We start from the raw sequence: 23,297 nt of genomic DNA on the forward strand, positions 1-23,297 counted from the left end.
GGGCGCCCGCCGGGACGGCGCGGCCTGCGGGCGATCGAGGACGGAGGCGCCACCTCGACCACTCGGGCGGCTCGCGGCCTGTTCGGGATACGGCTGGGGCGCGGCACCACGTGCCGAGGAGTGTTGGGGCGCATCGAATCCGAGGGGCCGGGCCCCGCCTGGCACCGGTCCGAATCCGGGCGACACAGGGGCCGCTGCTCCGGGCAGGGCGGCGTTGAATTGAGCGCCCGCGACGGTGGAGGGGACGCCCATGGTCGGTGCGGCAGCCGGATCGGTACCGGCGGTCGGCGCGGGAGCCGGATCGAAATCGGCGGTCGGCGCGGCGGCCGGATCGGTACCGGCGGTCGGTGCGGAGTCGAACTGATAGGAGGCCGCGGCGAAAGAAGTGCCGGTCGGTGCGGACCCCGTTGACGTGGTGCCGAATGCCGAGGGGGCGCGGGGTGGAGTGGAACCGGAGCCGGACGGTGTGGTGCCGTCCGGGGCGAGGACAGCGAGGACATCGGCGACCCACTGGTCGGCGGCGTCGTCGAAATCGGGTTCGCTGTCGACGCGGGGGAGCATGCGGTGGGCGCCGCGCGCGGCGAGAAGGGTGTCGAGGGTGCGACCGTGCCCGCAGAAGTCGTCGTAGGAGGAGTCGCCGAGGGCGAATACCGCGTAGCGGACCCGGGGTAGCCGGAGCGCGGTGTCCTCGAGCCGGGCGAGGAAGTCGGCGCCGTTGTCGGGCGGCCCGCCGTCGCCGAAGGTGCTGGTGACGACGAGAACGTCACCGTCGAGTGCGGTGGGCTCGCAGGAGTCCATGTCGAGCAGCTTGGGGAGGAACCCGTCATCGGCGAGTCGTGCGGCAACCGACGCGGCCAGTTCCTCGGCGTTTCCGGTCTGCGACGCCCACAGCACCGTCACCGTCGTGGCCGCGGCACTCCGGCCCGCCGTTGCCCCGCCGCCTGCGGAAGGGGTGCCGATCGGCGGGGCGCCGAGGAATGAGCCGCTGAACGCAGTGCCGGTGGAGGTGCTGACGGTGGTGGGGGTTTCGGTGACACTGCGGGAGTACATACCGGCCAACATGCCGTCGACCCACAATCGGGCTTGCGGCGACAACGGGGCGGTGGTCGGTAGCACGGGCTGGCCCGAGATCGGAAGTGTTTGTAGCGCAGCGAGATACCCGCCGAGATAGATGCGCTCAGCTTCGCTGAGCAATGGTGCGACGCCTGCGTCGAGGCCGAGCATCGCGGCCAGCGGATGCTGACCACCCTGGCTGAGCTCTGTCATCGGGCGGGTTCCGTGTCCGACAGCGGGAACCGCTCGACCGGGGTGGGCGACCGGCTGCGTCGGGTCTTGGGAGGTCGGTGCGCTCGGCGGCAGGTGCTGGTCCGACTGTGCGGGCGGTATCGAGTTCTGGCCGTCGGAGATGGCGAACTGGGACGGTCGAACCCCCGTCGCCGCCTCGGGGGCCGGACCCACGCGGCGCAACGCCACCGCGCAGGCCTTGAACTCCGGTTGCAGCGAGGCGGGGTCGACGGCGTCGTTGGTGACGGCGTTGATCGTCAGGTATTCGCCCTGTTCGTCATTCCAGTGGAAAGGAGCGAAGCAGTCGCCAGGACGGACCCGGTCACTGATGCGGACCGGGAGTACGGCTCGCCCACGGCGGGAAGCGATTTCGAGTTGATCGCCGGGCTGCAAGTCGAGGCGGGTGGCGTCGTCGGGGTGCACCTCGACGAACGGTTGCGGGTTCAGTTTGGCCAGTTTGGTGACCTTGCCGGTTTTGGTCATGGTGTGCCACTGGTGTTGCAGTCGGCCGGTATTGAGCAGGAAGGGGTAGTCGTCATCAGGAAGTTCAGCAGCGGGCAGGTGCGGGCGCGGGAAGAACACCGCGCGCCTGCTCGGCGTCGCGAAGGCCAGCCGTGGCGTATGACCGTCGGCATCGATGTGCAGCGGCTGGTGAATGCCGTCGTTGCGGTAGCGGATCGGGTTGCGTGGGCTGTCGCTGTCGTTGCACGGCCACTGCATCGGCCCCTCGCGCAAGCGGTCGTAACTCATCCCGCTCAGGTCGTAGCCGGTGGCCGGGTTGGTGAATCGACGCAGCTCGTCGAAAACCTCGGCGCTCGACGCGAAGTCGAATCCAGGGAAACCCATGGCGGTGGCCACCTGGGCGATGAGCAGCCAGTCGGGCCTGGCCTCACCGACCGGGTCGACGGAACGGTTCAGCAGGGTGACATTGCGTTCCGAATTCACCATCACCGCATCGCTTTCCGCCCACAGGGTGGCTGGCAGCAGCAGATCGGCGTAGGAGTTGGTCGCGGTCTCGGTGTAGGCGTCCTGCACCACCACGAGTTCGGCCGCCTCGAGCCCGGCGATCACCGTCTTCCGGTTGGCCACGGTGGCAACGGGATTGGTGCAGATGATCCACGCCGCCTTGATCTCGCCGTCGGCCAGACCCGCGAACATGTCGATGGTTCCCGGACCCGCTTCGGTGCGCAGCGAGCCTTCGGGCAGGTCCCACTCGGTCTCGACGAAGGCGCGGTCGGCGGGGGAGAGCAGGCTGCGCTGACCGGGCAGCCCCGGCCCCATGTAACCCATCTCGCGCCCGCCCATCGCGTTGGGCTGGCCGGTCAGGGAGAACGGCCCACTGCCTGGTCGGCAGATCGCACCGGTGGCCAGGTGCAGGTTGATCAGGGCGTTGGTGTTCCAGGTGCCGTGGGTGGACTGGTTGAGTCCCATCGTCCACAGCGACATCCACTCGCCCGCCTCGGCGATCATGCTCGCAGCGGTCCTGATATCCGCCTCGGCGAGGCCGGTCAGTTCGGCGACCCGAGCGGGCGGGTAGTCGGCGAGGAACTCGGGCATCGCCTCCCAGCCCTCGGTGTGTTCGGCGATGAAGTCGGTGTCGATGGCGCCGTCGGCGACGAGCAGGTGCAGCAGTCCGTTGAGCAGGGCAAGGTCGGTGCCGGGCGCGATCTGCAGGAAGAGGTCGGCGCGGGCGGCGGTTTCGGTGCGTCGCGGGTCGACGACGATCAGCTTGGCTCCGGCCTTGAGTCGGTCGGCCATACGCAGGAACAGGATCGGGTGACAGTCGGCCATGTTCGCGCCGGTGACGAAGAACAGATCGGCGTGCTCGAAGTCGTCGTAGGAGCCGGGCGGGCCGTCGGCACCGAGCGACTGCTTGTAGCCGGTGCCCGCGCTGGCCATGCACAGCCGAGAGTTGGCTTCGATGTGTTTGGTCCGCAGGTAGCCCTTGGCGAGTTTGGTCGCCAGGTACTGGGCTTCCAGCGACATCTGCCCGGACACGTAGAGCGCGATGGCGTCGGGCCCGTGTTCGTCGAGGATCGCGCGCAACCGGTCGGCGGTTTCGCGGACGGCGTCGTCGACCGGCAGCGCGACGGGTGCCTGCCCGCGGGCGGGGCGGCGGTAGGCGGTGGACATCCGGCCGGGTGCGGCCATCATCTCCGCGTGCGTCGCGCCCTTCGTGCAGAGTCGCCCGGCGTTCGCGGGGTGCAATTTGTCGCCGCTGACCTTGGCGATCACCGGGGCACCGGACGGGTCGGACGCCGTCCGGACGGAGATGCCGCAGCCGACACCGCAGTACGAGCACTGCGTGCGCACCGAATCGTCGCCGGTCATGGGCGCCCCCCTCGGCATGCTCGGGCGCCCTGCGTGGTGACGCGGGTAGGCGTGTCCGAGCGCTGACCTGTCATGGCACCGATCATCCGCACCCGGCGTTGCGCTCGATTTAACGAACGTTATGTCCAGGTGACAATCGACCTCACCGACGAAAATCCGGGCTGTGAGGTTGCCACCGGAATATAGTCCCTGATCAGGGGATCTTCCGAGGTTTGCCGAAGATGGCGGCGGGTGACCGGCGTGACCGGACTCACCCTGTGGATCAGCGCAGGTCAGCCCATTTTGTAGCCGCGATGCAGCGCGACGACACCACCGGTGAGGTCACGCCACTGCACCGAGTCCCAGCCCGCGTCGGCGATGCGCCTGGCCAGCCTGCGCTGGTTCGGCCACGCCCGGATCGACTCGGCCAGGTACACGTAGGCGTCCGGATTGGAGCTCACCGCGCGCGCCACCCGGGGCAACGCCTTCATGAGGTACTCCATGTAGACGGTGCGGAACGGCCCGAACACCGGGGTCGAGAACTCGCACACGACGAGTCGTCCGCCGGGCTTGGTGACACGCAGCATCTCGCGCATCGCCAGGTCGATGTCGGCCACGTTGCGCAAGCCGAAGGAGATGGTCACCGCGTCGAAGGAGTCGTCGGCGAACGGCAGTGCCATGGCATCGCCCGCCACCATCGGCACCCGCCGGAACCGGCCCGCGCCGAGCATGCCCTGGGAGAAGTCGGCGGCCACGCACCAGGCGCCGGACTTGCCGAGTTCCACGGTGGACACACCGGTGCCCGCGGCAAGGTCGAGCACGCGCTCGCCGGGGCGGAGGGCGAGTGCGCGTCGCGTCGCCCACCGCCAGTACCGGTCCTGGCCACCGGAGATGACCGTGTTGGTGAGGTCGTAGCGTTTCGCCACACCGTCGAACATCGACGCGACCTCGTGGGGTTGCTTGTCCAGCGAAGCCCTGATCGGTTCCCGCTGCTCTGTTGTCGCCACGATTCGAGCTTATCCGCACCGAGGTGGGCTAGGCCGAGCGCGGCAATCGCTGCCGCATCCCGGTGACATCGGCGTAGTGGCCCATCAGTTCGGTGCAGATGGCGGGCCAGGTGCGGTGCAGCACCGACTTGCGTGCCGCCGCCGCGAACCGGGCACGCTGCTCGGTGTCGCGCAGTGCCGACACCGCGCTCGGCAGGAGCTCGGCGAACCGGTCGACCGGCAACAGGTAGCCGTTGCGGCAATGGGCGATCAGGTCGCGCGGTCCACCGGCGTCGGGCCCGATCACCGGCACCCCCGACGACAATGCCTCCTGCACGCCCTGACAGAACGTCTCGTGCTCGCCCGGATGCACCATCACATCGAGGCTGGCGTAGTGGGTGGCCAGCTCGGAACCGCCCAGTTCACCGGTGAACACCGCGCGCGGCATCAGCCTGCTCAGCCGTGCGCGCTCAGGCCCGTCACCGACGACGACGAGCTGAACGGACGGGTCATCCGCGAGCGCGGCCAACCGTTCCACGTGCTTCTCCGGCGCGAGCCTGCCGACGAACCCGACCACCAGCCGTTCGCTCGTGCCGAGCCAGCTCGCGCGCAACTCGGCACTGCGCGCGGCCGGGTTGAACCGGTCGACATCGACACCGCGCCCCCACCTGTGCACCCGGGGAATGCCGTGTTCGGCCAGGTCCGCCGCGGCGGCCGACGACGGTGCGAGGGTGCGGGTGGCGCCTTCGTGGATCCGGCGCGTCCACGCCCACGCCGCCCGCGCGGCCAGCCCGAGCCCGTAACTCTTGGCGAAACCGGCCACATCGGTCTGGTACACCGCGATGGAGGGGAGGTCGAGGCGGGTCGCCGCGGCGAGCCCGCCCGCGCCGAGCAGGAATGGCGAGGCCAGATGCACCACGTCCGGGTCGAAGTCGGCGATCGCGGCAGTGATCCCGGGCTGTGGCAGACCGACAGGCAACGAACTCACCTTCGGCACCATCATCGCGGGCACCCGATGCACCGGGAACCGGCCGTGCAGGCGCGGGGCGGGCGGTGCGCCGCGCAGCGTATCGGGCGCCACGATCATGGCATCGTGCCCGTGCTGGTCCAGGTGGTCGAGCACCCGGAGCACGGAATTGACGACGCCGTTCATGTTCGGCAGGAAAGACTCCGAGACGATGGCTACGCGCACACTCCAAGAGTGACCGTCCCAGCGCGCGCCACACCCACACCGACATGAAGCCGGGGCGAACAGCAGGGGAAAGTTACCGCTGTCTGCGCCGCACCAGCCACAACGCGGGCAGCGCGAGCGCCCAGACGACCACGATCACCGAGGCGGCGGGCACGATCGCCACCCGTGCGTCCCGACCGGCCACCCGGACCAGGTCGGGGTCGCGGGTGCTGTACTCCACATTGATGCGCTGACCGGCGGTGAGATTGGTGGGATACAGGATCCCGACCTTCGGATTGTGGGTGACGCTGTCGGGCGTCACGTACATCACCGCCGAGCGCAACCGCCCCGCCGACAGCACCTCACCGGAGGTGACCCCACGGTTGCGTTCGATCTCGAAGTCGTTGCGCCACGCGGCGAGTACCAGCAGCACCATGAGCACACTGATCACCGTCGCGGTACCGAGGATTCCGGTTCGCACCCGCCGCAGGCGATCGGAGTACCTATCCGACTGGCTGGTTTCCGACACCACGCCACCCTAACGGTGGGCTGCACTACCGTGTGCCACCATGTCCCGAAAATTCAGCTTCACCGTGCCTTATGCCGTCCCGGTCGAAGATCTTCACCGGGCACTCGTCGACGACGCGGTCTGGCAGGAGCGGTTCGCCGCCGCCGAGACCGCGACGCTGGAACTCTCCCATCCCGAAGGACCGGATTCGATCCGCATCGAGATGACCGAAACTCCCGGCCGGGACAAGGTTCCCGCGCTGGTCCGCAAGGTTCTCAAGAGCGATCTGGTGCTCGCCCGCACCGATGTCTGGCAGCCGCTCGACGGTGAGGTCGCCAAGGGCAGCTTCACCGGACGCAGCGGTGGGATCACCACCGAGATGTCGGGTACCTACGAGCTGCGGCCCACCGCCGAGGGCAGCGAGATCGAGGTCGTCGGCACCGTCACCGTGAAGGTGCCGTTGGTCGGCGGCGCCATCGAGCCGCTGGCCGAACAACTGCACCAGCGTGTTCTCAACAGCGAACGCAAGTTCATCGAGGGTTGGTTTGCGAAGCTCAGCTGAACGGCGGTAGTTCGTCGGCGCGCAGCGAGGTTCGACCGGCCGTTCGCCACAGGCGGGCGGTCAGGTCCTCGTCCTCATCGGTCACCAGGTTGCCCATCACGCGAACAGCGGTGCGCTGCAAGTACTTCGAGCGCATCACCGGGGGGCCGCCCAGCGGGACCATCTTCGGGTGCGTGGCCAGCCCGGCCAGCCTGCGCGCCACGGAGAAGGTGCGCCCGTAGCGCTCGCGCAGCAGCTGCGGCCACAGTTGCGACAGGTCCGGTTCGTCGAGCAGGTCGGCCAGCAGGTGACCGCCTTCGAGCCCGTAGTCGATGCCTTCACCGTTGAGCGGATTCACGCAGCCCGCGGCGTCACCGACCAGCACCCAGTTGCGTCCGGCCACATTCGACACCGCCCCGCCCATCGGCAGGAGCGCCGAGGCCACCGCGCGCAGTTCGCCCTCGAACTCCCATTCCTCGCGGCGCAGCCGGGTGTAGTGCTCGAGCAGCGGTTTCAGCGCGACATGCGAGGGCCGCGCCTCCGTGGCCAGCGAACCGACACCGATGTTCACCTCGCCGTTGCCGAGCGGGAAGATCCAGCCGTAGCCGGGAACCAGCTGGTCGTCGGCATTGCGCAGTTCCAGATGCGAGGAGATCCACTGGTCGTCGCTGCGGCCGGAGGTGATGTAGGCGCGGGCGGCGGTGCCGTAGGCATAGCGACGATGCCAGGTGCGGCCGAGCTGTTTGCCGATGGGGGAGCGCACCCCGTCGGCCACGACCAGCACTCGACAGTGCACGGTGTGTGTGGTGTCGCCGATGCGCACGGTCACCCCGGTGACCCGGTCGCCGTCGCGCAGCACTTCGGTGACCTTCGCCCCGTCGACCATCCGGGCACCGGACTTGATCGCCGTCTCACGCAAGGTGTTGTCGAGTTCGGTTCGCGGAACGGCGCTTCCGTAGGTGGGAAAGGACCCGCCCGGCCAGGGCAGCAGTGCCTCCCGACCGAAACCGGCCATCCGCAATCCGTGGTTCACCGTGTGCGCGCGCAACCACTCGCCGAGCCCGAGATGTTCCAATTCGGCGGTGGCGCGCGGGGTGAGACCGTCACCGCAGGTCTTGTCGCGCGGGAAGACGGCCGAATCGAGCAGCAGCACATCGCGTCCGGCGCGGGCCGCCCACGCCGCCGAGGCGGAACCCGCAGGTCCGGCCCCCACCACGAGCACCTCTACGGTGTCGGGCAGCGTCGCGTGGTCGGCGGGGACGAGATCCGGTGAACCCATGGCTCAATACTGGCACTTCGCGCGGCTGTGCGAGAGTGGCGGGTGCACCGGGAATTCTCACGTGTGACGGGGTTCATCGGCTGTGGCGCAGGAACACGCTAGGTTGCTACCCGTCGGGGTCGGACACATCGCTGGGAGAAACTAATGAGCACATCGGCTGTGAGCGACGAGAGCACCGTGGTTGCCGGGGTCGATCTCGTCGACCCGGAACTCGCCGCCACCGTGCGCGACGGGCTGGCCGCAGTCGAGAAGCTGCTCGTCGACGAACTCTCCGACGGCGAGGAATTCCTGCAGGAGGCCGCGCTGCACCTGGCCAGGGCGGGCGGCAAGCGGTTCCGGCCGCTGTTCACCCTGCTCACCGGCCAGCTCGGCCCGAATCCGACCGATCCCGCGCTGGTCACCGCGGGCACGGTCGTCGAACTCGTGCACCTGGCCACCCTCTACCACGACGATGTGATGGACGAGGCCACCCAGCGCCGCGGCGCCGAAAGCGTGAATTCGCGCTGGGGTAACAACATCGCCATCCTCGCCGGTGACTATCTGTTCGCGCACGCCTCCCGCCTCACCTCCACCCTCGGCCCCGACGCGGTGCGCATCATCGCCGAGACGTTCGCCGAGCTGGTCACCGGTCAGATGCGGGAAACCATGGGCGCCAAGCAGACCCAGGACCCCGTCGAGCACTACCTGAAGGTGGTGTGGGAAAAGACCGGTTCGCTCATCGCCGCCGCGGGCCGCTTCGGCGGCACCTTCTCCGGTGCCGACAGCGAACACGTCGAGCGCCTGGCCCGCCTCGGTGACGCGGTCGGCACCGCCTTCCAGATCTCCGACGACATCATCGACATCTCGTCGTCGTCGGAGCAGTCCGGCAAAACCCCCGGCACCGACCTGCGCGAAGGCGTGCACACCCTGCCGGTGCTCTACGCCCTGCGCGAGCGCGGCGCCGACGGCGACCGTCTGCGCACCCTGCTCGACCACCCGCTCGGCACCGACGCCGAGGTCGACGAGGCCCTGGACCTGCTGCGCCGCTCGCCCGGTATGGCGCTGGCCAAGGACAAGCTGCAGGAATACGCCGACCTGGCCGACGCCGAACTGGCCGCGCTGCCCGCCGGTCCGGCCAACGACGCTCTCACCCGCCTCGTCCGCTACACCATCGAGCGAGTCGGCTGACGGGAACTTCTCCCACCCGACACCCGTTCAACAAAGGGAGTTGCCGGAGCGCACCCTGTGTGCCAGAACGCAACACCTGATTTCGCATGAACATGGGTAACTCGTCGGGAACGGGCTGACCAGACCACCACCGCTGCCTGGCCGCCAACGCGAGCCCGCACGTACCCGAGTCTGGCCAAAAGTCGCGGAGAGGCGGAACATGCTGCGGACAACCGTGCTGATGGTCGCCATGTCGGCGCTCATCGTCGCCATCGGTGCGATGTTCCGCAGTCCGACGATCCTGGTCATCTCGATCGTGCTGGCCGTCGCGATGAACGCCTACGCCTACTTCAACAGCGACAAGCTGGCGTTGAAGGCCATGCACGCCCAGCCGGTGAGCGAACTGGAAGCCCCGGTCATGTACCGGATCGTGCGCGAACTCGCGACCGCGGCCCGGCAGCCCATGCCGCGCCTCTACATCAGCCCGACCAACGCGCCCAACGCCTTCGCCACCGGGCGCAATCCACGCAACGCGGCAGTGTGCTGTACCAGCGGCATCCTGCAATTACTCGACGAACGGGAGTTGCGGGCGGTGCTCGGCCACGAGCTGTCACACGTCTACAACCGCGACATCCTCATCTCGTCGGTGGCGGGTGCGATGGCCTCGGTCATCACGGGTCTGGCCAACTTCGCGTTCCTGGCCAGTTCGTTCGGCAACCGCGACGGGCAGGGTCCGAACGTCATCGGGGTGCTGCTGGTCTCCCTGCTCGGACCGATCGCGGCCGGTCTCATCAAGATGGCGGTGTCGCGGTCGCGTGAGTACCAGGCCGACCAGTCCGGTGCCGAACTCACCGGCGACCCGCTCGCCCTCGCCTCGGCCCTACGCAAGATCGAACGCGGCGTCCAGGCGGCCCCCCTGCCGCCGGACCCGAAGATCACCAGCGAATCGCACCTGATGATCGCCAACCCGTTCCGCGTGGGCGACCGCATCGCCCGCTGGTACTCCACCCACCCCCCGACCGCCGACCGCATTCGGCGGCTCGAGGAAATGGCGGGCGGAACGCACCGGCACTGACCAACTAGCGGTAGTTCACGAACTGCAGGGCGATACCGAAGTCCTCGCCCTTGAGTAGCGAGATCACCGCCTGCAGGTCGTCGCGCTTCTTGCTGCTGACGCGCAGTTCCTCACCCTGGATCTGCGCCTTCACACCCTTGGGGCCCTCGTCGCGGATCTTCTTGGAGATCTTCTTCGCCTTCTCGGTGTCGATGCCCTGCACCAGCGTGCCGGTGATCTTGAACACCTTGCCCGACGCCTGCGGCTCGCCCGCGTCGAACGCCTTGAGCGAGATGTCGCGTCGGATCAGCTTCTCCTTGAACACGTCGAGCGCCGCCTGCACCCGCTCCTCGGCGTTGGCGGTGAGCACGATGGCCTCCTCGCCGGACCAGGCGATCGAGGCGTCGGTGCCCTTGAAGTCGTAGCGGGAGTTCAGCTCCTTCTCCGCCTGATGCAGCGCATTGTCGACCTCCTGCCGGTCGACCTTGCTCACCACGTCGAATGACGAATCAGCCACACTGCGCTCCTGTTCTTCGGAAGGTCCGTAAAGCTCCGCGGCAAGACTGCCTGCCGCCGAGACAGTTGTACCCGCAACGCGCCGGAGTCCGCGCCCGCAGGGGGTCTGTGCAGGCGGTTTGCATCCTCGGGGTGGGTTCGTTGTAAGCTCTCAGCGCACCGGAAACGGCGCACAGGCAGATTGCCCGAGCGGCCAATGGGAGCAGACTGTAAATCTGTCGGCGCAAGCCTACGTAGGTTCGAATCCTACATCTGCCACATCGAACCCCGTCGATCATCACGATCGGCGGGGTTCTGCTGTTCCGCCTCTCCGTGACTTTGGGCCAGGCTCAGGTGCGTGTCTGTTGTCGACGCGGCAAGCTTTGATCGAGGGGGTGAGTCAGTTCGTACCCGGTGAGTTACCCATGTGCTTGCGTGATGAGTGGGCTGGTTGGCGCAAAAAGGTGCTCTCACCAGGCGATTTGGTGGTGTTCGTTGGTAGTGTGTAATCTCTTTCAGGACGCCGGAGCACGGAGTCGCACTGATCGGTTCGCCGAACAAGACCCTGTGCCACGTAGTCATGCCCCCTTAGCTCAGTCGGCAGAGCGTTTCCATGGTAAGGAAAAGGTCAACGGTTCGATTCCGTTAGGGGGCTCGCCGGATTGCCGGTGGTGACCGACTTTCCCGCCGGCCCCACCGTAATAGGTCCGCCGTGGCGGTGTAGCTCAGTCGGTAGAGCAAACGACTCATAATCGTTGTGTCGCCGGTTCAAGTCCGGCCATCGCTACCAATAACGACTCAGCCCAGACCGGAAAGAAGGCATATCGTGGCCGCGAAGTCCACCGATGTCCGGCCAAAGATCACCTTGGCCTGCGAAGAGTGCAAGCACCGCAACTACATCACCAAGAAGAACCGGCGCAACGACCCGGACCGCCTCGAGCTGAAGAAGTTCTGCCCGAACTGCGGCACCCACCGGGCGCACCGCGAATCGCGCTGATTCGAACAAAAACATCTGCCGAAGGCCGGACGAAAGTCCGGCCTTCGCGCGTTTTCCGGGGACGGTCGCCGAGGGTGTGCGCGCACAAGTGGGTAATGTGCCACGCTGTGACAGTGAACACCGGAACTGACGAAGCGGTCTCGGCCGCAGCCGCCGAAGCATTCGATCCCGCCGCCCACGCGGCCTCGATGGTCGGTCACCACTACCGGGTCGACGACTATTACGAGGTCGGTCGCGAAAAGGTGCGTGAATACGCCCGCGCCGTACAGGACTACCACCCGGTGCACTGGGACGAGGACATCGCGCGCGAATACGGTCACTCCGGTCTGGTCGCCCCGCTCACGTTCATCTCCCTGGTCGGCATCCTGGCCCAGCGCCGGTTGTTCGAGGAGATCGTCACCGGATACGACCTCAGCCAGATCATGCAGACCGATCAGATCCTGGAATTCCATCGGCCGATCCGCGTCGGCGACCGGCTCACCTGTGACGTCTATCTGCATTCGTTCCGGCAGGCATTCGGCGGCGACATCATCGTGACCAAGAACATCGTCACCGACGCCGACGACGAATTGGTGCTCACCACCTACACCACGCTCATCGGGCGCAGCGGCGGCGATATCGATCCGAATATGTCGGCGGCGGTCCGCAACGTGCTCATGCACGGCCTCGGTGACGACGAACCGGCCCACCACGCGCCGAGCGACGCCTTCGCCGCGATCACCCCGGACCCGGTGACCAAACAGCCCGAGCCGCGACTCAGCACGCACGCCCTCGCCTTCGAGAGCATCGCGGCCGGTGACGAGCTGCCCGCAAGGACCGTCCGGCTCACCCGTGGCGACCTGGTGAACTACGCCGGTGTCTCCGGCGACGCGAACCCCATCCACTGGAGTGACGAGATCGTCAAACTCGTCGGCCTCGACAACGTGGTCGCCCACGGCATGCTCACCATGGGTCTCGGCGGCGGATTCGTCACCTCCTGGCTCGGCGATCCCGGCGCGGTGAAGGAATACAACGTGCGCTTCACCAGCCCGGTGTATGTGGGTGCCGACGCCCCGGCCGAGGTGGATTTCACCGGTAAGGTGAAATCGGTCGACCCGGAGACCCGAACGGCCGTCGTCGCCATCACGGCGAAATCGGCGGGCAAGAAGATCTTCGGCCGCGCCACGGCAACGGTTCAGCTGGCCTGACCTGGTCGAGTGTCCCGATTGGCACATTGCCCACGCGGTAACGTACACTCGGGACTCTGGGGTCACCGGCTGCTGCGCGCTGACTTCCCGGGAGCCTGCTCCCACGGAAGCGGCGCGCGTGTTGTGTGAAGCCAGAGCTCGAAAGAGTTCGACAACTGAATATCGATTGTGGTTGGACGTATCGGCCCAGGCTGGTCCAACCGAAGGGGCGTAGCTCAATTGGCAGAGCAGCGGTCTCCAAAACCGCAGGTTGCAGGTTCAAGTCCTGTCGCCCCTGCCCTGAATGCCAGCGACGAGAGAGGATCGACGTGACGGACGAGCGGGATACTCGCGCCGAAGACGGCGACGATACCGCCGCTGCCACTCGGCCGAGCGGCAAGCGGACTGCTCGTCGTGCGCGCACGTCGGACTCTCCGGCGACCACCACCGGTTCGGTGGCCACGCTCGACCGACCGTCGGGCTCGCGCAAGGCGGACAAGACTGCCGGTAAGGCCAAGACGGGCAACCCGTTCAAGCGGCTGCTCAAGTTCCTGCGAGAGGTCATCGCGGAACTGCGCAAGGTGATCTGGCCCAACCGGAAGCAGATGGTCACCTATACGACCGTCGTTCTGGTGTTCGTGGTCTTCATGGTCGCGTTCATCGCCGGGATCGACGTAGCGTTCGTCAAGGGTGTCGACTGGCTGTTCGGCTGATCGCCGACACCCACGCCGGTAGCCGATCGCGGGCCGGAACGGCGGAGTGTGCCTCCGCGCACCCGACCCGGCCCAGAGGATGTACGTGACGACACAGGAAGCGAGTGCCTCAGTGAGCACCCCGGAGAACGACACCAACGACGAGTTCCCGGCTGACGACGCTGTCGCGGCGGACAACGCCCTCGACGAGGTCACCACCGAGCTCGCTGACGAGGCCGCCGACGCCGTCGTCGAGGAAACCGCGGTCCCCACCGAGGAAGATCCCGAGGCCGACCCCGTCGAGTCGATGAAGGCCAAGCTGCGTCGGGTCCCCGGCGACTGGTACGTCGTGCACTCCTACGCCGGTTACGAGAACAAGGTCAAGACCAACCTCGAGACCCGCGTGCAGAACCTCGGACTCGAGGACTACATCTTCCAGGTCGAGGTGCCGACCGAAGAGGTCACCGAGATCAAGAACGGGCAGAAGAAGAACGTCAACCGCAAGGTGCTGCCCGGCTACATCCTCGTCCGGATGGAACTGAACAACGAGTCGTGGGGCGCGGTGCGCAACACCCCCGGTGTCACCGGTTTCGTCGGGATGACCGGCGGTGGCCCGGGCGCCAAGCCCACCCCCCTCACCATCAACGAGGTCGTGAAGTTCCTGGTCCCGGCCGGTGCGCAGGCGCAGAAGAAGGCGGCCGCCGCCACCTCGACCGGCGCCGACACCGGTGCCGCGGCCGCGGGCAAGCCGACCATCGAGGTCGACTTCGAGGTCGGCGAGTCGGTCACCGTGATGGACGGCCCGTTCGCGACGCTGCCCGCCAGCATCAGCGAGGTCAACGCCGAGCAGCAGAAGCTCAAGGTGCTCGTGTCGATCTTCGGTCGTGAGACCCCGGTGGAGCTGAACTTCACCCAGGTTTCCAAGATCTGAGTTTTCCGCTCCGCTCAACGGCACCGCTTATTAGCGGTGCCGTTTCGCGTTTGTTCTGGTCGCCACCCGATTGCCAGGTCGCGGGTTGTGTCAAGTAGAGTGTGATGGTTCGTGTTCTGACTTCCCCGTAGTGCATATCGGGCCTGGTCGTGCGCGAATGCCGGGCTTGGACCCGGCGTGGGAGCGATCCCGCAACAGGCTTACGGCAACCGTAAGGAACCGAAACCCAAGGAAGAAAGATGCCCCCCAAGAAGAAGAAGCTCGCCGGGATCATCAAGCTGCAGATCCAGGCCGGTGCCGCGAACCCGGCTCCTCCGGTCGGCCCCGCGCTCGGTCAGCACGGCGTCAACATCATGGAGTTCTGCAAGGCGTACAACGCCGCGACCGAGTCGCAGCGTGGCAACGTCATCCCGGTCGAGATCTCGGTGTACGAGGACCGGTCGTTCGACTTCAAGCTGAAGACCCCGCCCGCCGCCAAGCTGCTGCTCAAGGCCGCCGGTGTGCAGAAGGGCTCGGCCGAGCCGCACAAGACCAAGGTCGCCAAGGTCACCATGGACCAGGTCCGGGAGATCGCCAAGACCAAGCAGGAAGACCTGAACGCCAACGACATCGAGCAGGCCGCGAAGATCATCGCCGGTACCGCGCGCTCGATGGGCATCACCGTCGAAGGCTGAGCGTCAGCTCCAGGTGGGAGGGCTAGCCAAGCCCGGAAACCACTTCTGTCACCAACATCATCATCATCATCCTTTAAGGACAGACAAACATGGCAAAGCGAAGCAAGGCGTATCTCGCCGCTGCTGAGAAGGTCGATCGCGACAAGCTGTACTCCCCGCTGGCCGCCGCGCGCCTGGCGAAGGAGACCGCGACCACCAAGACCGACGCGACCGTCGAGGTCGCCGTCCGTCTCGGCGTGGATCCCCGCAAGGCCGACCAGATGGTCCGTGGCACCGTCAACCTGCCGCACGGCACCGGTAAGACCGCCCGCGTCATCGTGTTCGCCGCCGGTGAGAAGGCCGCCGAGGCCGAGGCCGCCGGTGCCGACGCCGTTGGCGCCGAGGACCTGATCGAGCGGATCCAGGGCGGCTGGCTCGACTTCGACGCCGCGATCGCCACCCCGGACCAGATGGCCAAGGTCGGCCGCATCGCGCGTGTCCTCGGCCCGCGTGGTCTGATGCCGAACCCGAAGACGGGCACCGTCACCAACGATGTGACCAAGGCCGTCAACGACATCAAGGGCGGCAAGATCAACTTCCGCGTCGACAAGCAGGCCAACCTGCACTTCGTCATCGGCAAGGCCTCGTTCGACGACGCCAAGCTGGTGGAGAACTACGGTGCCGCGCTGGACGAGATCCTGCGTGTGAAGCCGTCGACCGCCAAGGGTCGCTACGTCAAGAAGATCACGGTTTCGACCAACACCGGCCCGGGCATCCCGGTGGACCCGAACCGCACCCGCAACCTCCTCGACGAGGACGCGTGAGCTTCTGACAGGTAGCTCCTGATCGACCGCGAGGGTGGGAACGCGCTGCGTTCCCACCCTCGCGGCGTTTCAGTGCTCGAATCGGCTCCAGAACTCCGCTGGAATACCGTTGTCGCGCAGCCACTTTCCCGGATCTCGTATGTCGGTGTCGGTGAAGAACTCCTGGACGACAACCAGCAGGTCCCGAGTTCGATCACGGTCGGCCAGCGCAGTCCTGATATCGGCGAAAGTCTCCGGTGCGAAGCTCCACGACCACTCGTACTCGCTGAACGGGCCACCCAGGTCTTGCCCGTAGAAGTGCAGCTTGCCGCTGTGGCGGCTGATTCTGGCGTCGACGGACCAGCCGTCCGCGGCGTAGAGGAGGACAGTCGGTTCGGGGTCGTAAGTCACCCCCGCATTAGTAGCACCCGCGCGGCCGATTCTCCCGAGTCGGACGACGGCTGCTCAGTGCTCGGTGTTGTCGGTGTCGTTCACGATGCCGACAGGGACGACCGTTTTGGCAGATGGGGGTGGGTGCGGGTACAGTGGAATCCGGTCATCGACCTGTTCGATGACTACCCATTCGTTCTACCGAAGACCGTTGGTCGTCGATACCGCTTGCGTGGTGTCGATCGAAGGTCCGGCGACAGTGCTGGCGGCCCACGCAGGGAGAGCTGAGGCAGAAGAAAAGTATTCTTTCGCGCCCCGGTACGCCTTGCGTCCGGGGCGTTAGTTTTGTCGCTGGCCCCTTTGATTCGGTAGTGCACCGTAAACCGGAGTTCCCCGCGCAAGCGGGGATGAGCCCCGACATCAGAGAGGAGGCGAAGTATGGCGAAGCCTGAAAAGGTCACCGCTGTCGCGGAGATCGCGGAGCAGTTCAAGAACTCCACGGCCACTGTTGTCACGGAATACCGTGGCCTGTCGGTCGGCAAGCTCACCGAGCTGCGTCGCGCGCTCGGCGCCGGTGCCACGTACTCCGTCGCCAAGAACACCCTGGTCAAGCGTGCGGCCGCGGAAGCGGGCATCGAGGGCCTGGACGACTTGTTCGTCGGACCGACCGCGATCACCTTCATCCAGGGTGAGCCGGTCGACGCCGCGAAGGCCATCAAGACCTTCGCCAAGGAGAACAAGGCGCTCGTCATCAAGGGCGGCTACATGGACGGCGCCGCGCTGTCCGTGTCCGAGGTCGAGAAGATCGCCGACCTCGAGAGCCGTGAGGTCCTGCTGGCCAAGCTGGCAGGCGCGATGAAGGGCAACATGTCCAAGGCTGCCGGGCTGTTCTCGGCTCCTGCCGGTCAGGTGGCCCGTCTGGCCGCCGCGCTGCAGGAGAAGAAGCAGGCCGAAGGCGCTGCCGAGTAATACCCCTGCGGCGCGAGCTCAGGGCCCGGAGGCGGAAGCCTGCGTAACCACGTAGGGCCCGTGAGTGCCGCCGATATACACAGCACGGGTGTTACCGCCCGCGCACCAAGACATTCACCACCGAAAGGAACAATCATGGCCAAGCTGTCCACCGAAGAGCTGCTCGACGTTTTCTCGGAGATGACCCTGCTGGAGCTCTCGGGCTTCGTGAAGGCGTTCGAGGAGAAGTTCGAGGTCACCGCTGCTGCACCCGTCGCCGTCGCGCAGGCGGGCCCCGGCGCCGCTGTTGCCGACGCCGCTGAGGAGCAGGACGAGTTCGACGTCATCCTCGAGGGTGCGGGCGACAAGAAGATCCAGGTCATCAAGGTGGTCCGTGAGATCGTCTCGGGCCTGGGCCTGAAGGAAGCCAAGGACCTGGTCGAGGGTGCCCCGAAGCCGATCCTGGAGAAGGTCGCCAAGGACGCCGCCGAGGCTGCCAAGGCGAAGCTGGAAGAGGCAGGCGCCAAGGTCTCGGTCAAGTAGTTCAGCGCTTCGCGTAGACAACGGGCGGCCCTTTCGGGGGCCGCCCGTTTGTTATATATACCGACATGGGAAAGTGATACACGCTGTACCGCATGGACCGGGTTACTCTTCAGTCATGTAGAGGTGTGCCCCGTCTCACTCATGGGTTACAGTGACCGGACCCACAGTGTCGTGACGCACCGCCGAGATGTGAGCGCGCGGTGAGTGGGGTGGGGTGCTCGCAGGATCAATGGAGGTAGGCGTGGGCGTCGAGGTCAGGACCGAGGGAGTAACCAAATCCTTCGGTTCACAGCGAATTTGGCAGGACGTGTCGATCACGCTCCCTTCGGGCGAGGTGAGCGCGCTGCTCGGCCCCTCGGGTACGGGTAAGTCGGTGTTCCTGAAGTCGCTCATCGGTCTGCTGCGGCCCGAGCGCGGGTCCATCTTCATCGATGGCACCGACATCACCACCTGCTCCAACAAGGAGCTCTACGAGATCCGCAAACTGTTCGGCGTCCTGTTCCAGGACGGCGCGCTGTTCGGCTCGATGAACCTTTTCGACAACATCGCGTTCCCGCTGCGCGAGCACACCAAGAAGTCGGAAACCGAGATCCGTCGCATCGTGATGGAGAAGCTCGAGCTGACCGGTCTGCTCGGCGCGGAGAACAAACTGCCCGGTGAGATCTCCGGTGGTATGCGCAAGCGCGCCGGTCTGGCCCGCGCCCTGGTGCTCGACCCGCAGATCATCCTCGTCGACGAGCCCGACTCCGGTCTGGACCCGGTGCGTACCTCGTACCTGGCGCAGCTGCTGCTCAACATCAACGCCCAGATCGACGCGACGATCCTCATCGTGACGCACAACATCAACCTGGCCCGTACGGTCCCCGACAACATCGGCATGCTGTTCCGTCGTCAGCTGGTGATGTTCGGCCCGCGTGAGGTGCTGCTCACCAGCGAGGAGCCGGTGGTCAAGCAGTTCCTCAACGGCCGCATGATCGGCCCGATCGGTATGTCCGAGGAGAAGGACGAGGCGCAGATGGCGCGCGAGCAGGCGCTCGTCGACGCCGGTCACCACCACGGTGGCGCCGAGGAGATCGAGGGCATCATCCCGCAGATGAAGGCCGAGCCGGGCATGCCCGCGCGGCAGGCGGTCTACCGTCGTCAGGCCCGTGTGCGCGAGATCATGCACACGCTGCCCGCCGCGGCCCAGGCCGCCATCCGTGAGTCGCTGTCCGAGTCGGACGACACCCAGGTGATGGCCGCCTACGGGGGCAACGATCACCCCACCGAATCGTTCAAGGCGATGCCGCACGGCCAGACCAACGGCTGACAAGTTTCGACTCGAAAGGCCCCGGGTTCGCCCGGGGCCTTTCGCGTTCCTGTGTCGGAAAGCGTCTTGACCTGGTGTTTCACGGGATGGCGCGCACGGCGTGTCGCGGGTAAGATAGCCGCGGTTCGGGCGGGGATGCCCAGCGCGCCAGGCGATCTCGATCTCGGACACCGCGCCGCCGCGCCACTTGACGAGCCGGGCGCGAACCGTCACCCTATTCACAACAGCGTCAGCTGTTACAGGGGCTTCGGCGCCCGAGTTTTCCGACGCGGCCAGCGTCCCGGGACTTCGGCGCGTTTGCCGTCCGAGTGATGACTCGGATGGTATGTTGACACCCCCTTGCATAGGGGTGTAAGTTTGGACGTTGCGCTGGCTGCCTCCTGTCCACACCTTGATTCGCACTCGTGAGTTCCACCCTTCCGGTGTTACTTCCGCTGCTGCCTGTTCGGGTTTCGTTCGGGTTGTAACCAGCGGAATTCGTAGCAGACAAGCGACGGTCGCGGACCACCACGCGACGCGCGTGAGGTGCTGGAAGGACGCATCTTGGCAGTCTCCACCCAGACCAAGGCTGGTATCCCCGGAGCCCCGTTGAGGGTTTCGTTCGCGAAGATCCGAGAGCCCTTGGAGGTGCCCGGACTTCTCGACCTACAAACGGACTCGTTCGCCTGGTTGGTCGGTTCTCCCGACTGGCGTGAGAAGGCGGCCGCACGCGGCGACGTCGGTCTCGCAGGCGGCCTCGAAGAGGTGCTCGAAGAGCTCTCGCCGATCGAGGATTTCTCCGGTTCGATGTCCCTGTCGTTCTCCGACCCGCGCTTCGAAGAGGTCAAGGCCTCCATCGATGAGTGCAAAGAGAAGGACATGACCTACGCGGCGCCGTTGTTCGTCACCGCGGAGTTCATCAACAACAACACCGGCGAGATCAAGAGCCAGACCGTCTTCATGGGTGATTTCCCCATGATGACCGACAAGGGCACCTTCATCATCAACGGCACCGAGCGTGTCGTCGTCTCGCAGCTGGTGCGTTCTCCCGGCGTGTACTTCGATCACAGCATCGACAAGGCCACCGAGAAGGACCTGCACAGCGTGCGCGTGATCCCGTCGCGCGGCGCCTGGCTGGAGTTCGACGTCGACAAGCGCGACACCGTCGGTGTCCGCATCGACCGCAAGCGCCGTCAGCCGGTCACCGTGCTGCTCAAGGCTCTCGGCATGACCACCGAGGAGATCGTCGAGCGTTTCGGCTTCTCCGAGATCATGATGTCGACCCTGGAGAAGGACAGCACACCCGGCCAGGACGAGGCGCTGCTCGACATCTACCGCAAGCTGCGTCCGGGCGAGCCGCCGACCAAGGAGTCCGCGCAGACCCTGCTGGAGAACCTGTTCTTCAAGGAGAAGCGCTACGACCTGGCGCGCGTCGGTCGCTACAAGATCAACAAGAAGCTCGGCATCAACCTCGACAAGCCGGTCACTTCCTCGGTGCTCACCAAGGAAGACATCGTCGACACCATCGAGTACCTGGTGCGTCTGCACGCCGGGGACAAGATGATGACCGCCCCCGGTGGCGAAGAGGTGCCCGTCGAGGTCGACGACATCGACCACTTCGGCAACCGTCGTCTGCGTACCGTCGGCGAGCTGATCCAGAACCAGATCCGCGTCGGCCTGTCCCGCATGGAGCGTGTGGTCCGTGAGCGGATGACGACCCAGGACGTCGAGGCGATCACGCCGCAGACCCTGATCAACATCCGTCCCGTGGTCGCCGCGATCAAGGAGTTCTTCGGAACCTCGCAGCTGTCGCAGTTCATGGACCAGAACAACCCGCTCTCGGGTCTCACCCACAAGCGTCGTCTGTCGGCGCTGGGCCCGGGTGGTCTGTCGCGTGAGCGTGCCGGTCTGGAAGTTCGTGACGTCCACCCGTCGCACTACGGCCGCATGTGCCCGATCGAGACACCGGAAGGCCCGAACATCGGCCTGATCGGTTCGCTGTCGGTGTACGCGCGGGTCAACCCGTTCGGTTTCATCGAGACGCCGTACCGCAAGGTCGTCGACGGCAAGGTCACCGACGAGGTCAAGTACCTCACGGCCGACGAGGAAGACCGTTACGTCCGCGCGCAGGCCAACTCGCCGGTCGACGCCGAGGGTCGCTTCATCGAGGAGAAGGTCCTCGTGCGGCGCGCCGGTGAAGAGGTCGAGTTCGTCTCGCCGTCGCAGGTCGACTACATGGACATCTCGCCGCGCCAGATGGTGTCGGTCGCGACGGCCATGATCCCGTTCCTCGAGCACGACGACGCCAACCGTGCCCTCATGGGCGCGAACATGCAGCGTCAGGCCGTGCCGCTGATCCGCTCCGAGGCTCCCATCGTCGGCACCGGTATGGAGCTGCGCGCCGCGGTCGACGCGGGCGATGTCGTGGTGAACGAGAAGTCGGGTGTGGTCGAGGAGGTCTCGGCCGACTACGTCACCGTGATGGCCGACGACGGCAGCCGCAAGTCCTACCGGATGCGCAAGTTCAACCGCTCCAACCAGGGCACCTGCTCCAACCAGCGTCCGATCGTGGACGAGGGTCAGCGGGTCGAGGCCGGTCAGGTCCTGGCCGACGGGCCCTGCACCGAGAACGGTGAGATGGCGCTCGGCAAGAACCTGCTCGTCGCGATCATGCCGTGGGAAGGCCACAACTACGAGGACGCGATCATCCTGTCGCAGCGCCTCGTGGAAGAGGACGTTCTCACCTCGATCCACATCGAAGAGCACGAGATCGACGCCCGCGACACCAAGCTGGGCGCCGAGGAGATCACCCGGGACATCCCGAACGTCTCCGACGAGGTGCTGGCCGACCTGGACGAGCGCGGCATCATCCGCATCGGTGCCGAGGTCCGCGACGGCGACATCCTGGTCGGCAAGGTCACGCCCAAGGGCGAGACCGAGCTCACCCCGGAAGAGCGCCTGCTGCGTGCCATCTTCGGTGAGAAGGCGCGCGAAGTGCGCGACACCTCGCTGAAGGTGCCCCACGGTGAGTCCGGCAAGGTCATCGGCATCCGCGTGTTCTCGCGCGAGGACGACGACGATCTGCCCCCCGGCGTGAACGAGCTGGTCCGGGTCTACGTGGCGCAGAAGCGCAAGATCCAGGACGGCGACAAGCTCGCCGGTCGCCACGGCAACAAGGGCGTCATCGGCAAGATCCTCCCCGTGGAGGACATGCCGTTCATGCCCGACGGCACCCCGGTCGACATCATCCTGAACACCCACGGTGTGCCGCGTCGTATGAACATCGGCCAGATCCTGGAAACCCATCTCGGGTGGATCGGTAAGGCGGGCTGGAACATCGACGTCGCCACCGACGGCACCCGTCCGGAGTGGGCGGCCTCGCTGCCCGAGGAGATGCTGGGTGCCCCGGCCGACTCCAACATCGCGACCCCGGTGTTCGACGGTGCCAAGGACGACGAGCTGACCGGTCTGCTCGGCTCGACCCTGCCCAACCGCGACGGTGAGCGCATGGTCGACGAGAACGGCAAGGCGACCCTGTTCGACGGCCGCTCCGGCGAGCCGTTCCCGTACCCGGTCGCGGTCGGTTACATGTACATCCTGAAGCTGCACCACCTGGTCGACGACAAGATCCACGCGCGTTCGACCGGCCCGTACTCGATGATCACGCAGCAGCCGCTGGGTGGTAAGGCGCAGTTCGGTGGTCAGCGTTTCGGTGAGATGGAGTGCTGGGCCATGCAGGCCTACGGCGCGGCGTACACGCTGCAGGAACTCCTGACCATCAAGTCCGACGACGTGGTCGGCCGCGTGAAGGTCTACGAGGCCATCGTCAAGGGCGAGAACATTCCGGAGCCGGGCATTCCGGAGTCGTTCAAGGTGCTCCTCAAGGAACTCCAGTCGCTGTGCCTCAACGTGGAAGTGCTGTCCTCGGACGGCGCCGCGATCGAGATGCGTGACGGTGACGACGAGGATCTGGAGCGCGCCGCGGCGAACCTGGGCATCAACCTGTCCAGGAACGAAGCGGCCACTGTCGACGATTTGGCCAACTAGGTGGTAAGCGCGGTGGCTGTTCTGCCTACGAACAGCCGCCGCGCACCGCGCTCGACAACTAGTGA

Annotated in this window: 19 protein-coding genes, 4 tRNA genes and 1 pseudogene; 17 read left to right on the forward strand and 7 right to left on the reverse strand. The window is 66.3% G+C overall.

Going from position 1 to position 23,297, the window contains the following annotated elements:
• The 4 genes from NC7_RS05190 to NC7_RS05205 all read right to left on the reverse strand — a co-directional run.
• A partial coding sequence (locus NC7_RS05190; protein ID WP_255285039.1) for a bifunctional nitrate reductase/sulfite reductase flavoprotein subunit alpha occupies window positions 1–3,615 on the reverse strand: 3,615 nt, incomplete at its 3' end.
• A 272-nt stretch (window positions 3,616–3,887) separates the two neighbouring features.
• On the reverse strand, window positions 3,888–4,601 hold the full coding sequence (locus NC7_RS05195; protein WP_067979572.1) for a demethylmenaquinone methyltransferase: 714 nt from the start codon (window positions 4,599–4,601) through the stop codon (window positions 3,888–3,890).
• Between the two features lie 28 nt (window positions 4,602–4,629).
• Window positions 4,630–5,772: a glycosyltransferase family 4 protein gene (locus NC7_RS05200; protein ID WP_067979574.1), complete on the reverse strand. Its 1,143-nt coding sequence runs from the start codon at window positions 5,770–5,772 to the stop codon at window positions 4,630–4,632.
• 73 nt (window positions 5,773–5,845) lie between these two features.
• Window positions 5,846–6,280 carry a DUF3592 domain-containing protein gene (locus tag NC7_RS05205; protein ID WP_067979726.1) on the reverse strand — a complete coding sequence of 145 codons (435 nt, stop codon included), beginning with the start codon at window positions 6,278–6,280 and terminating at the stop codon, window positions 5,846–5,848.
• A gap of 40 nt (window positions 6,281–6,320) precedes the next feature.
• Between NC7_RS05205 and NC7_RS05210 the strand changes: the two genes are divergently transcribed.
• On the forward strand, window positions 6,321–6,821 hold the full coding sequence (locus NC7_RS05210; RefSeq protein ID WP_067979576.1) for a DUF2505 domain-containing protein: 501 nt from the start codon (window positions 6,321–6,323) through the stop codon (window positions 6,819–6,821).
• On the opposite strand, the gene NC7_RS05215 is transcribed toward NC7_RS05210, so the two are convergent.
• Window positions 6,814–8,079: a geranylgeranyl reductase family protein gene (locus NC7_RS05215; RefSeq protein ID WP_067979578.1), complete on the reverse strand. Its 1,266-nt coding sequence runs from the start codon at window positions 8,077–8,079 to the stop codon at window positions 6,814–6,816. The two genes, NC7_RS05210 and NC7_RS05215, sit on opposite strands and share 8 nt — an antisense overlap.
• 144 nt (window positions 8,080–8,223) lie before the next feature.
• Between NC7_RS05215 and NC7_RS05220 the strand changes: the two genes are divergently transcribed.
• Window positions 8,224–9,246, forward strand: a complete 1,023-nt coding sequence (locus tag NC7_RS05220; protein ID WP_067979581.1) for a polyprenyl synthetase family protein — start codon at window positions 8,224–8,226, stop codon at window positions 9,244–9,246.
• 196 nt (window positions 9,247–9,442) lie between these two features.
• Window positions 9,443–10,300 (forward strand): annotated as a pseudogene (gene htpX / locus NC7_RS05225) (zinc metalloprotease HtpX); the annotation flags it as partial.
• A 4-nt stretch (window positions 10,301–10,304) separates the two neighbouring features.
• Here the strand turns inward: htpX and NC7_RS05230 are convergent.
• A complete protein-coding gene (locus NC7_RS05230; protein ID WP_067979588.1) occupies window positions 10,305–10,796 on the reverse strand; it encodes a YajQ family cyclic di-GMP-binding protein in 492 nt (163 codons plus the stop codon).
• A 174-nt stretch (window positions 10,797–10,970) separates the two neighbouring features.
• On the opposite strand from NC7_RS05230, the gene NC7_RS05235 reads away from it, so the two are divergent.
• The 10 genes from NC7_RS05235 to rplA all read left to right on the forward strand — a co-directional run bounded on the left by NC7_RS05235 (window position 10,971) and on the right by rplA (window position 16,037).
• Window positions 10,971–11,053 (forward strand) — tRNA-Tyr (locus NC7_RS05235).
• Window positions 11,054–11,356: 303 nt separating this feature from the next.
• A tRNA-Thr gene (locus tag NC7_RS05240) sits at window positions 11,357–11,429 on the forward strand.
• 59 nt (window positions 11,430–11,488) lie between these two features.
• A tRNA-Met gene (locus tag NC7_RS05245) sits at window positions 11,489–11,564 on the forward strand.
• A 36-nt stretch (window positions 11,565–11,600) separates the two neighbouring features.
• Complete coding sequence (rpmG, locus tag NC7_RS05250; RefSeq protein WP_019049401.1) at window positions 11,601–11,771, forward strand: 50S ribosomal protein L33; 171 nt, start codon at window positions 11,601–11,603, stop codon at window positions 11,769–11,771.
• Between the two features lie 113 nt (window positions 11,772–11,884).
• Window positions 11,885–12,958 (forward strand): fused (3R)-hydroxyacyl-ACP dehydratase subunits HadA/HadB, encoded by a 1,074-nt coding sequence (locus NC7_RS05255; RefSeq protein WP_159372832.1) that lies wholly within the window; start codon window positions 11,885–11,887, stop codon window positions 12,956–12,958.
• A 204-nt stretch (window positions 12,959–13,162) separates the two neighbouring features.
• Window positions 13,163–13,235: transfer RNA gene (locus tag NC7_RS05260), tRNA-Trp, on the forward strand.
• Between the two features lie 31 nt (window positions 13,236–13,266).
• Window positions 13,267–13,650 (forward strand): preprotein translocase subunit SecE, encoded by a 384-nt coding sequence (secE, locus tag NC7_RS05265; protein WP_067979598.1) that lies wholly within the window; start codon window positions 13,267–13,269, stop codon window positions 13,648–13,650.
• A gap of 112 nt (window positions 13,651–13,762) precedes the next feature.
• Window positions 13,763–14,560, forward strand: a complete 798-nt coding sequence (gene nusG / locus NC7_RS05270; protein WP_067979601.1) for a transcription termination/antitermination protein NusG — start codon at window positions 13,763–13,765, stop codon at window positions 14,558–14,560.
• A gap of 239 nt (window positions 14,561–14,799) precedes the next feature.
• A complete protein-coding gene (rplK, locus tag NC7_RS05275; RefSeq protein WP_067485062.1) occupies window positions 14,800–15,234 on the forward strand; it encodes a 50S ribosomal protein L11 in 435 nt (144 codons plus the stop codon).
• Window positions 15,235–15,323: 89 nt separating this feature from the next.
• Complete coding sequence (gene rplA / locus NC7_RS05280) at window positions 15,324–16,037, forward strand: 50S ribosomal protein L1 (protein ID WP_067641870.1); 714 nt, start codon at window positions 15,324–15,326, stop codon at window positions 16,035–16,037.
• Window positions 16,038–16,106: 69 nt separating this feature from the next.
• Here rplA and NC7_RS05285 read toward each other — a convergent pair whose 3' ends face one another.
• Window positions 16,107–16,427, reverse strand: a complete 321-nt coding sequence (locus NC7_RS05285; protein WP_067979603.1) for a hypothetical protein — start codon at window positions 16,425–16,427, stop codon at window positions 16,107–16,109.
• A gap of 417 nt (window positions 16,428–16,844) precedes the next feature.
• On the opposite strand from NC7_RS05285, the gene rplJ reads away from it, so the two are divergent.
• The 4 genes from rplJ to rpoB all read left to right on the forward strand — a co-directional run bounded on the left by rplJ (window position 16,845) and on the right by rpoB (window position 23,232).
• The gene (gene rplJ, locus NC7_RS05290) at window positions 16,845–17,375 is read left to right on the forward strand and encodes a 50S ribosomal protein L10 (protein ID WP_067979605.1); all 531 of its coding nucleotides are present in this window, start codon (window positions 16,845–16,847) and stop codon (window positions 17,373–17,375) included.
• A gap of 135 nt (window positions 17,376–17,510) precedes the next feature.
• Window positions 17,511–17,897, forward strand: coding sequence for a 50S ribosomal protein L7/L12 (gene rplL / locus NC7_RS05295; protein WP_067979607.1), 387 nt, complete (start codon window positions 17,511–17,513; stop codon window positions 17,895–17,897).
• 229 nt (window positions 17,898–18,126) lie between these two features.
• Window positions 18,127–19,206, forward strand: a complete 1,080-nt coding sequence (locus NC7_RS05300; RefSeq protein ID WP_067979609.1) for an ABC transporter ATP-binding protein — start codon at window positions 18,127–18,129, stop codon at window positions 19,204–19,206.
• Between the two features lie 525 nt (window positions 19,207–19,731).
• Window positions 19,732–23,232: a DNA-directed RNA polymerase subunit beta gene (gene rpoB / locus NC7_RS05305; RefSeq protein WP_067979611.1), complete on the forward strand. Its 3,501-nt coding sequence runs from the start codon at window positions 19,732–19,734 to the stop codon at window positions 23,230–23,232.
• The last annotated feature ends 65 nt before the right edge of the window (window positions 23,233–23,297 follow it).

It is taken from the genome of Nocardia caishijiensis NBRC 108228 (genome assembly GCF_001612825.1).
Lineage (GTDB): Bacteria > Actinomycetota > Actinomycetes > Mycobacteriales > Mycobacteriaceae > Nocardia > Nocardia caishijiensis.

Coding starts and splice junctions, on each gene's coding strand:
- NC7_RS05210 (WP_067979576.1), top strand. CDS start 6,321: ATGTCCCGAAAATTCAGCTTCACCGTGCCTTATGCCGTCCCGGTCGAA.
- rplJ (WP_067979605.1), top strand. CDS start 16,845: ATGGCGAAGCCTGAAAAGGTCACCGCTGTCGCGGAGATCGCGGAGCAG.
- NC7_RS05215 (WP_067979578.1), bottom strand. CDS start 8,079: ATGGGTTCACCGGATCTCGTCCCCGCCGACCACGCGACGCTGCCCGAC.
- NC7_RS05220 (WP_067979581.1), top strand. CDS start 8,224: ATGAGCACATCGGCTGTGAGCGACGAGAGCACCGTGGTTGCCGGGGTC.
- rplL (WP_067979607.1), top strand. CDS start 17,511: ATGGCCAAGCTGTCCACCGAAGAGCTGCTCGACGTTTTCTCGGAGATG.
- NC7_RS05300 (WP_067979609.1), top strand. CDS start 18,127: ATGGAGGTAGGCGTGGGCGTCGAGGTCAGGACCGAGGGAGTAACCAAA.
- rplK (WP_067485062.1), top strand. CDS start 14,800: ATGCCCCCCAAGAAGAAGAAGCTCGCCGGGATCATCAAGCTGCAGATC.
- rplA (WP_067641870.1), top strand. CDS start 15,324: ATGGCAAAGCGAAGCAAGGCGTATCTCGCCGCTGCTGAGAAGGTCGAT.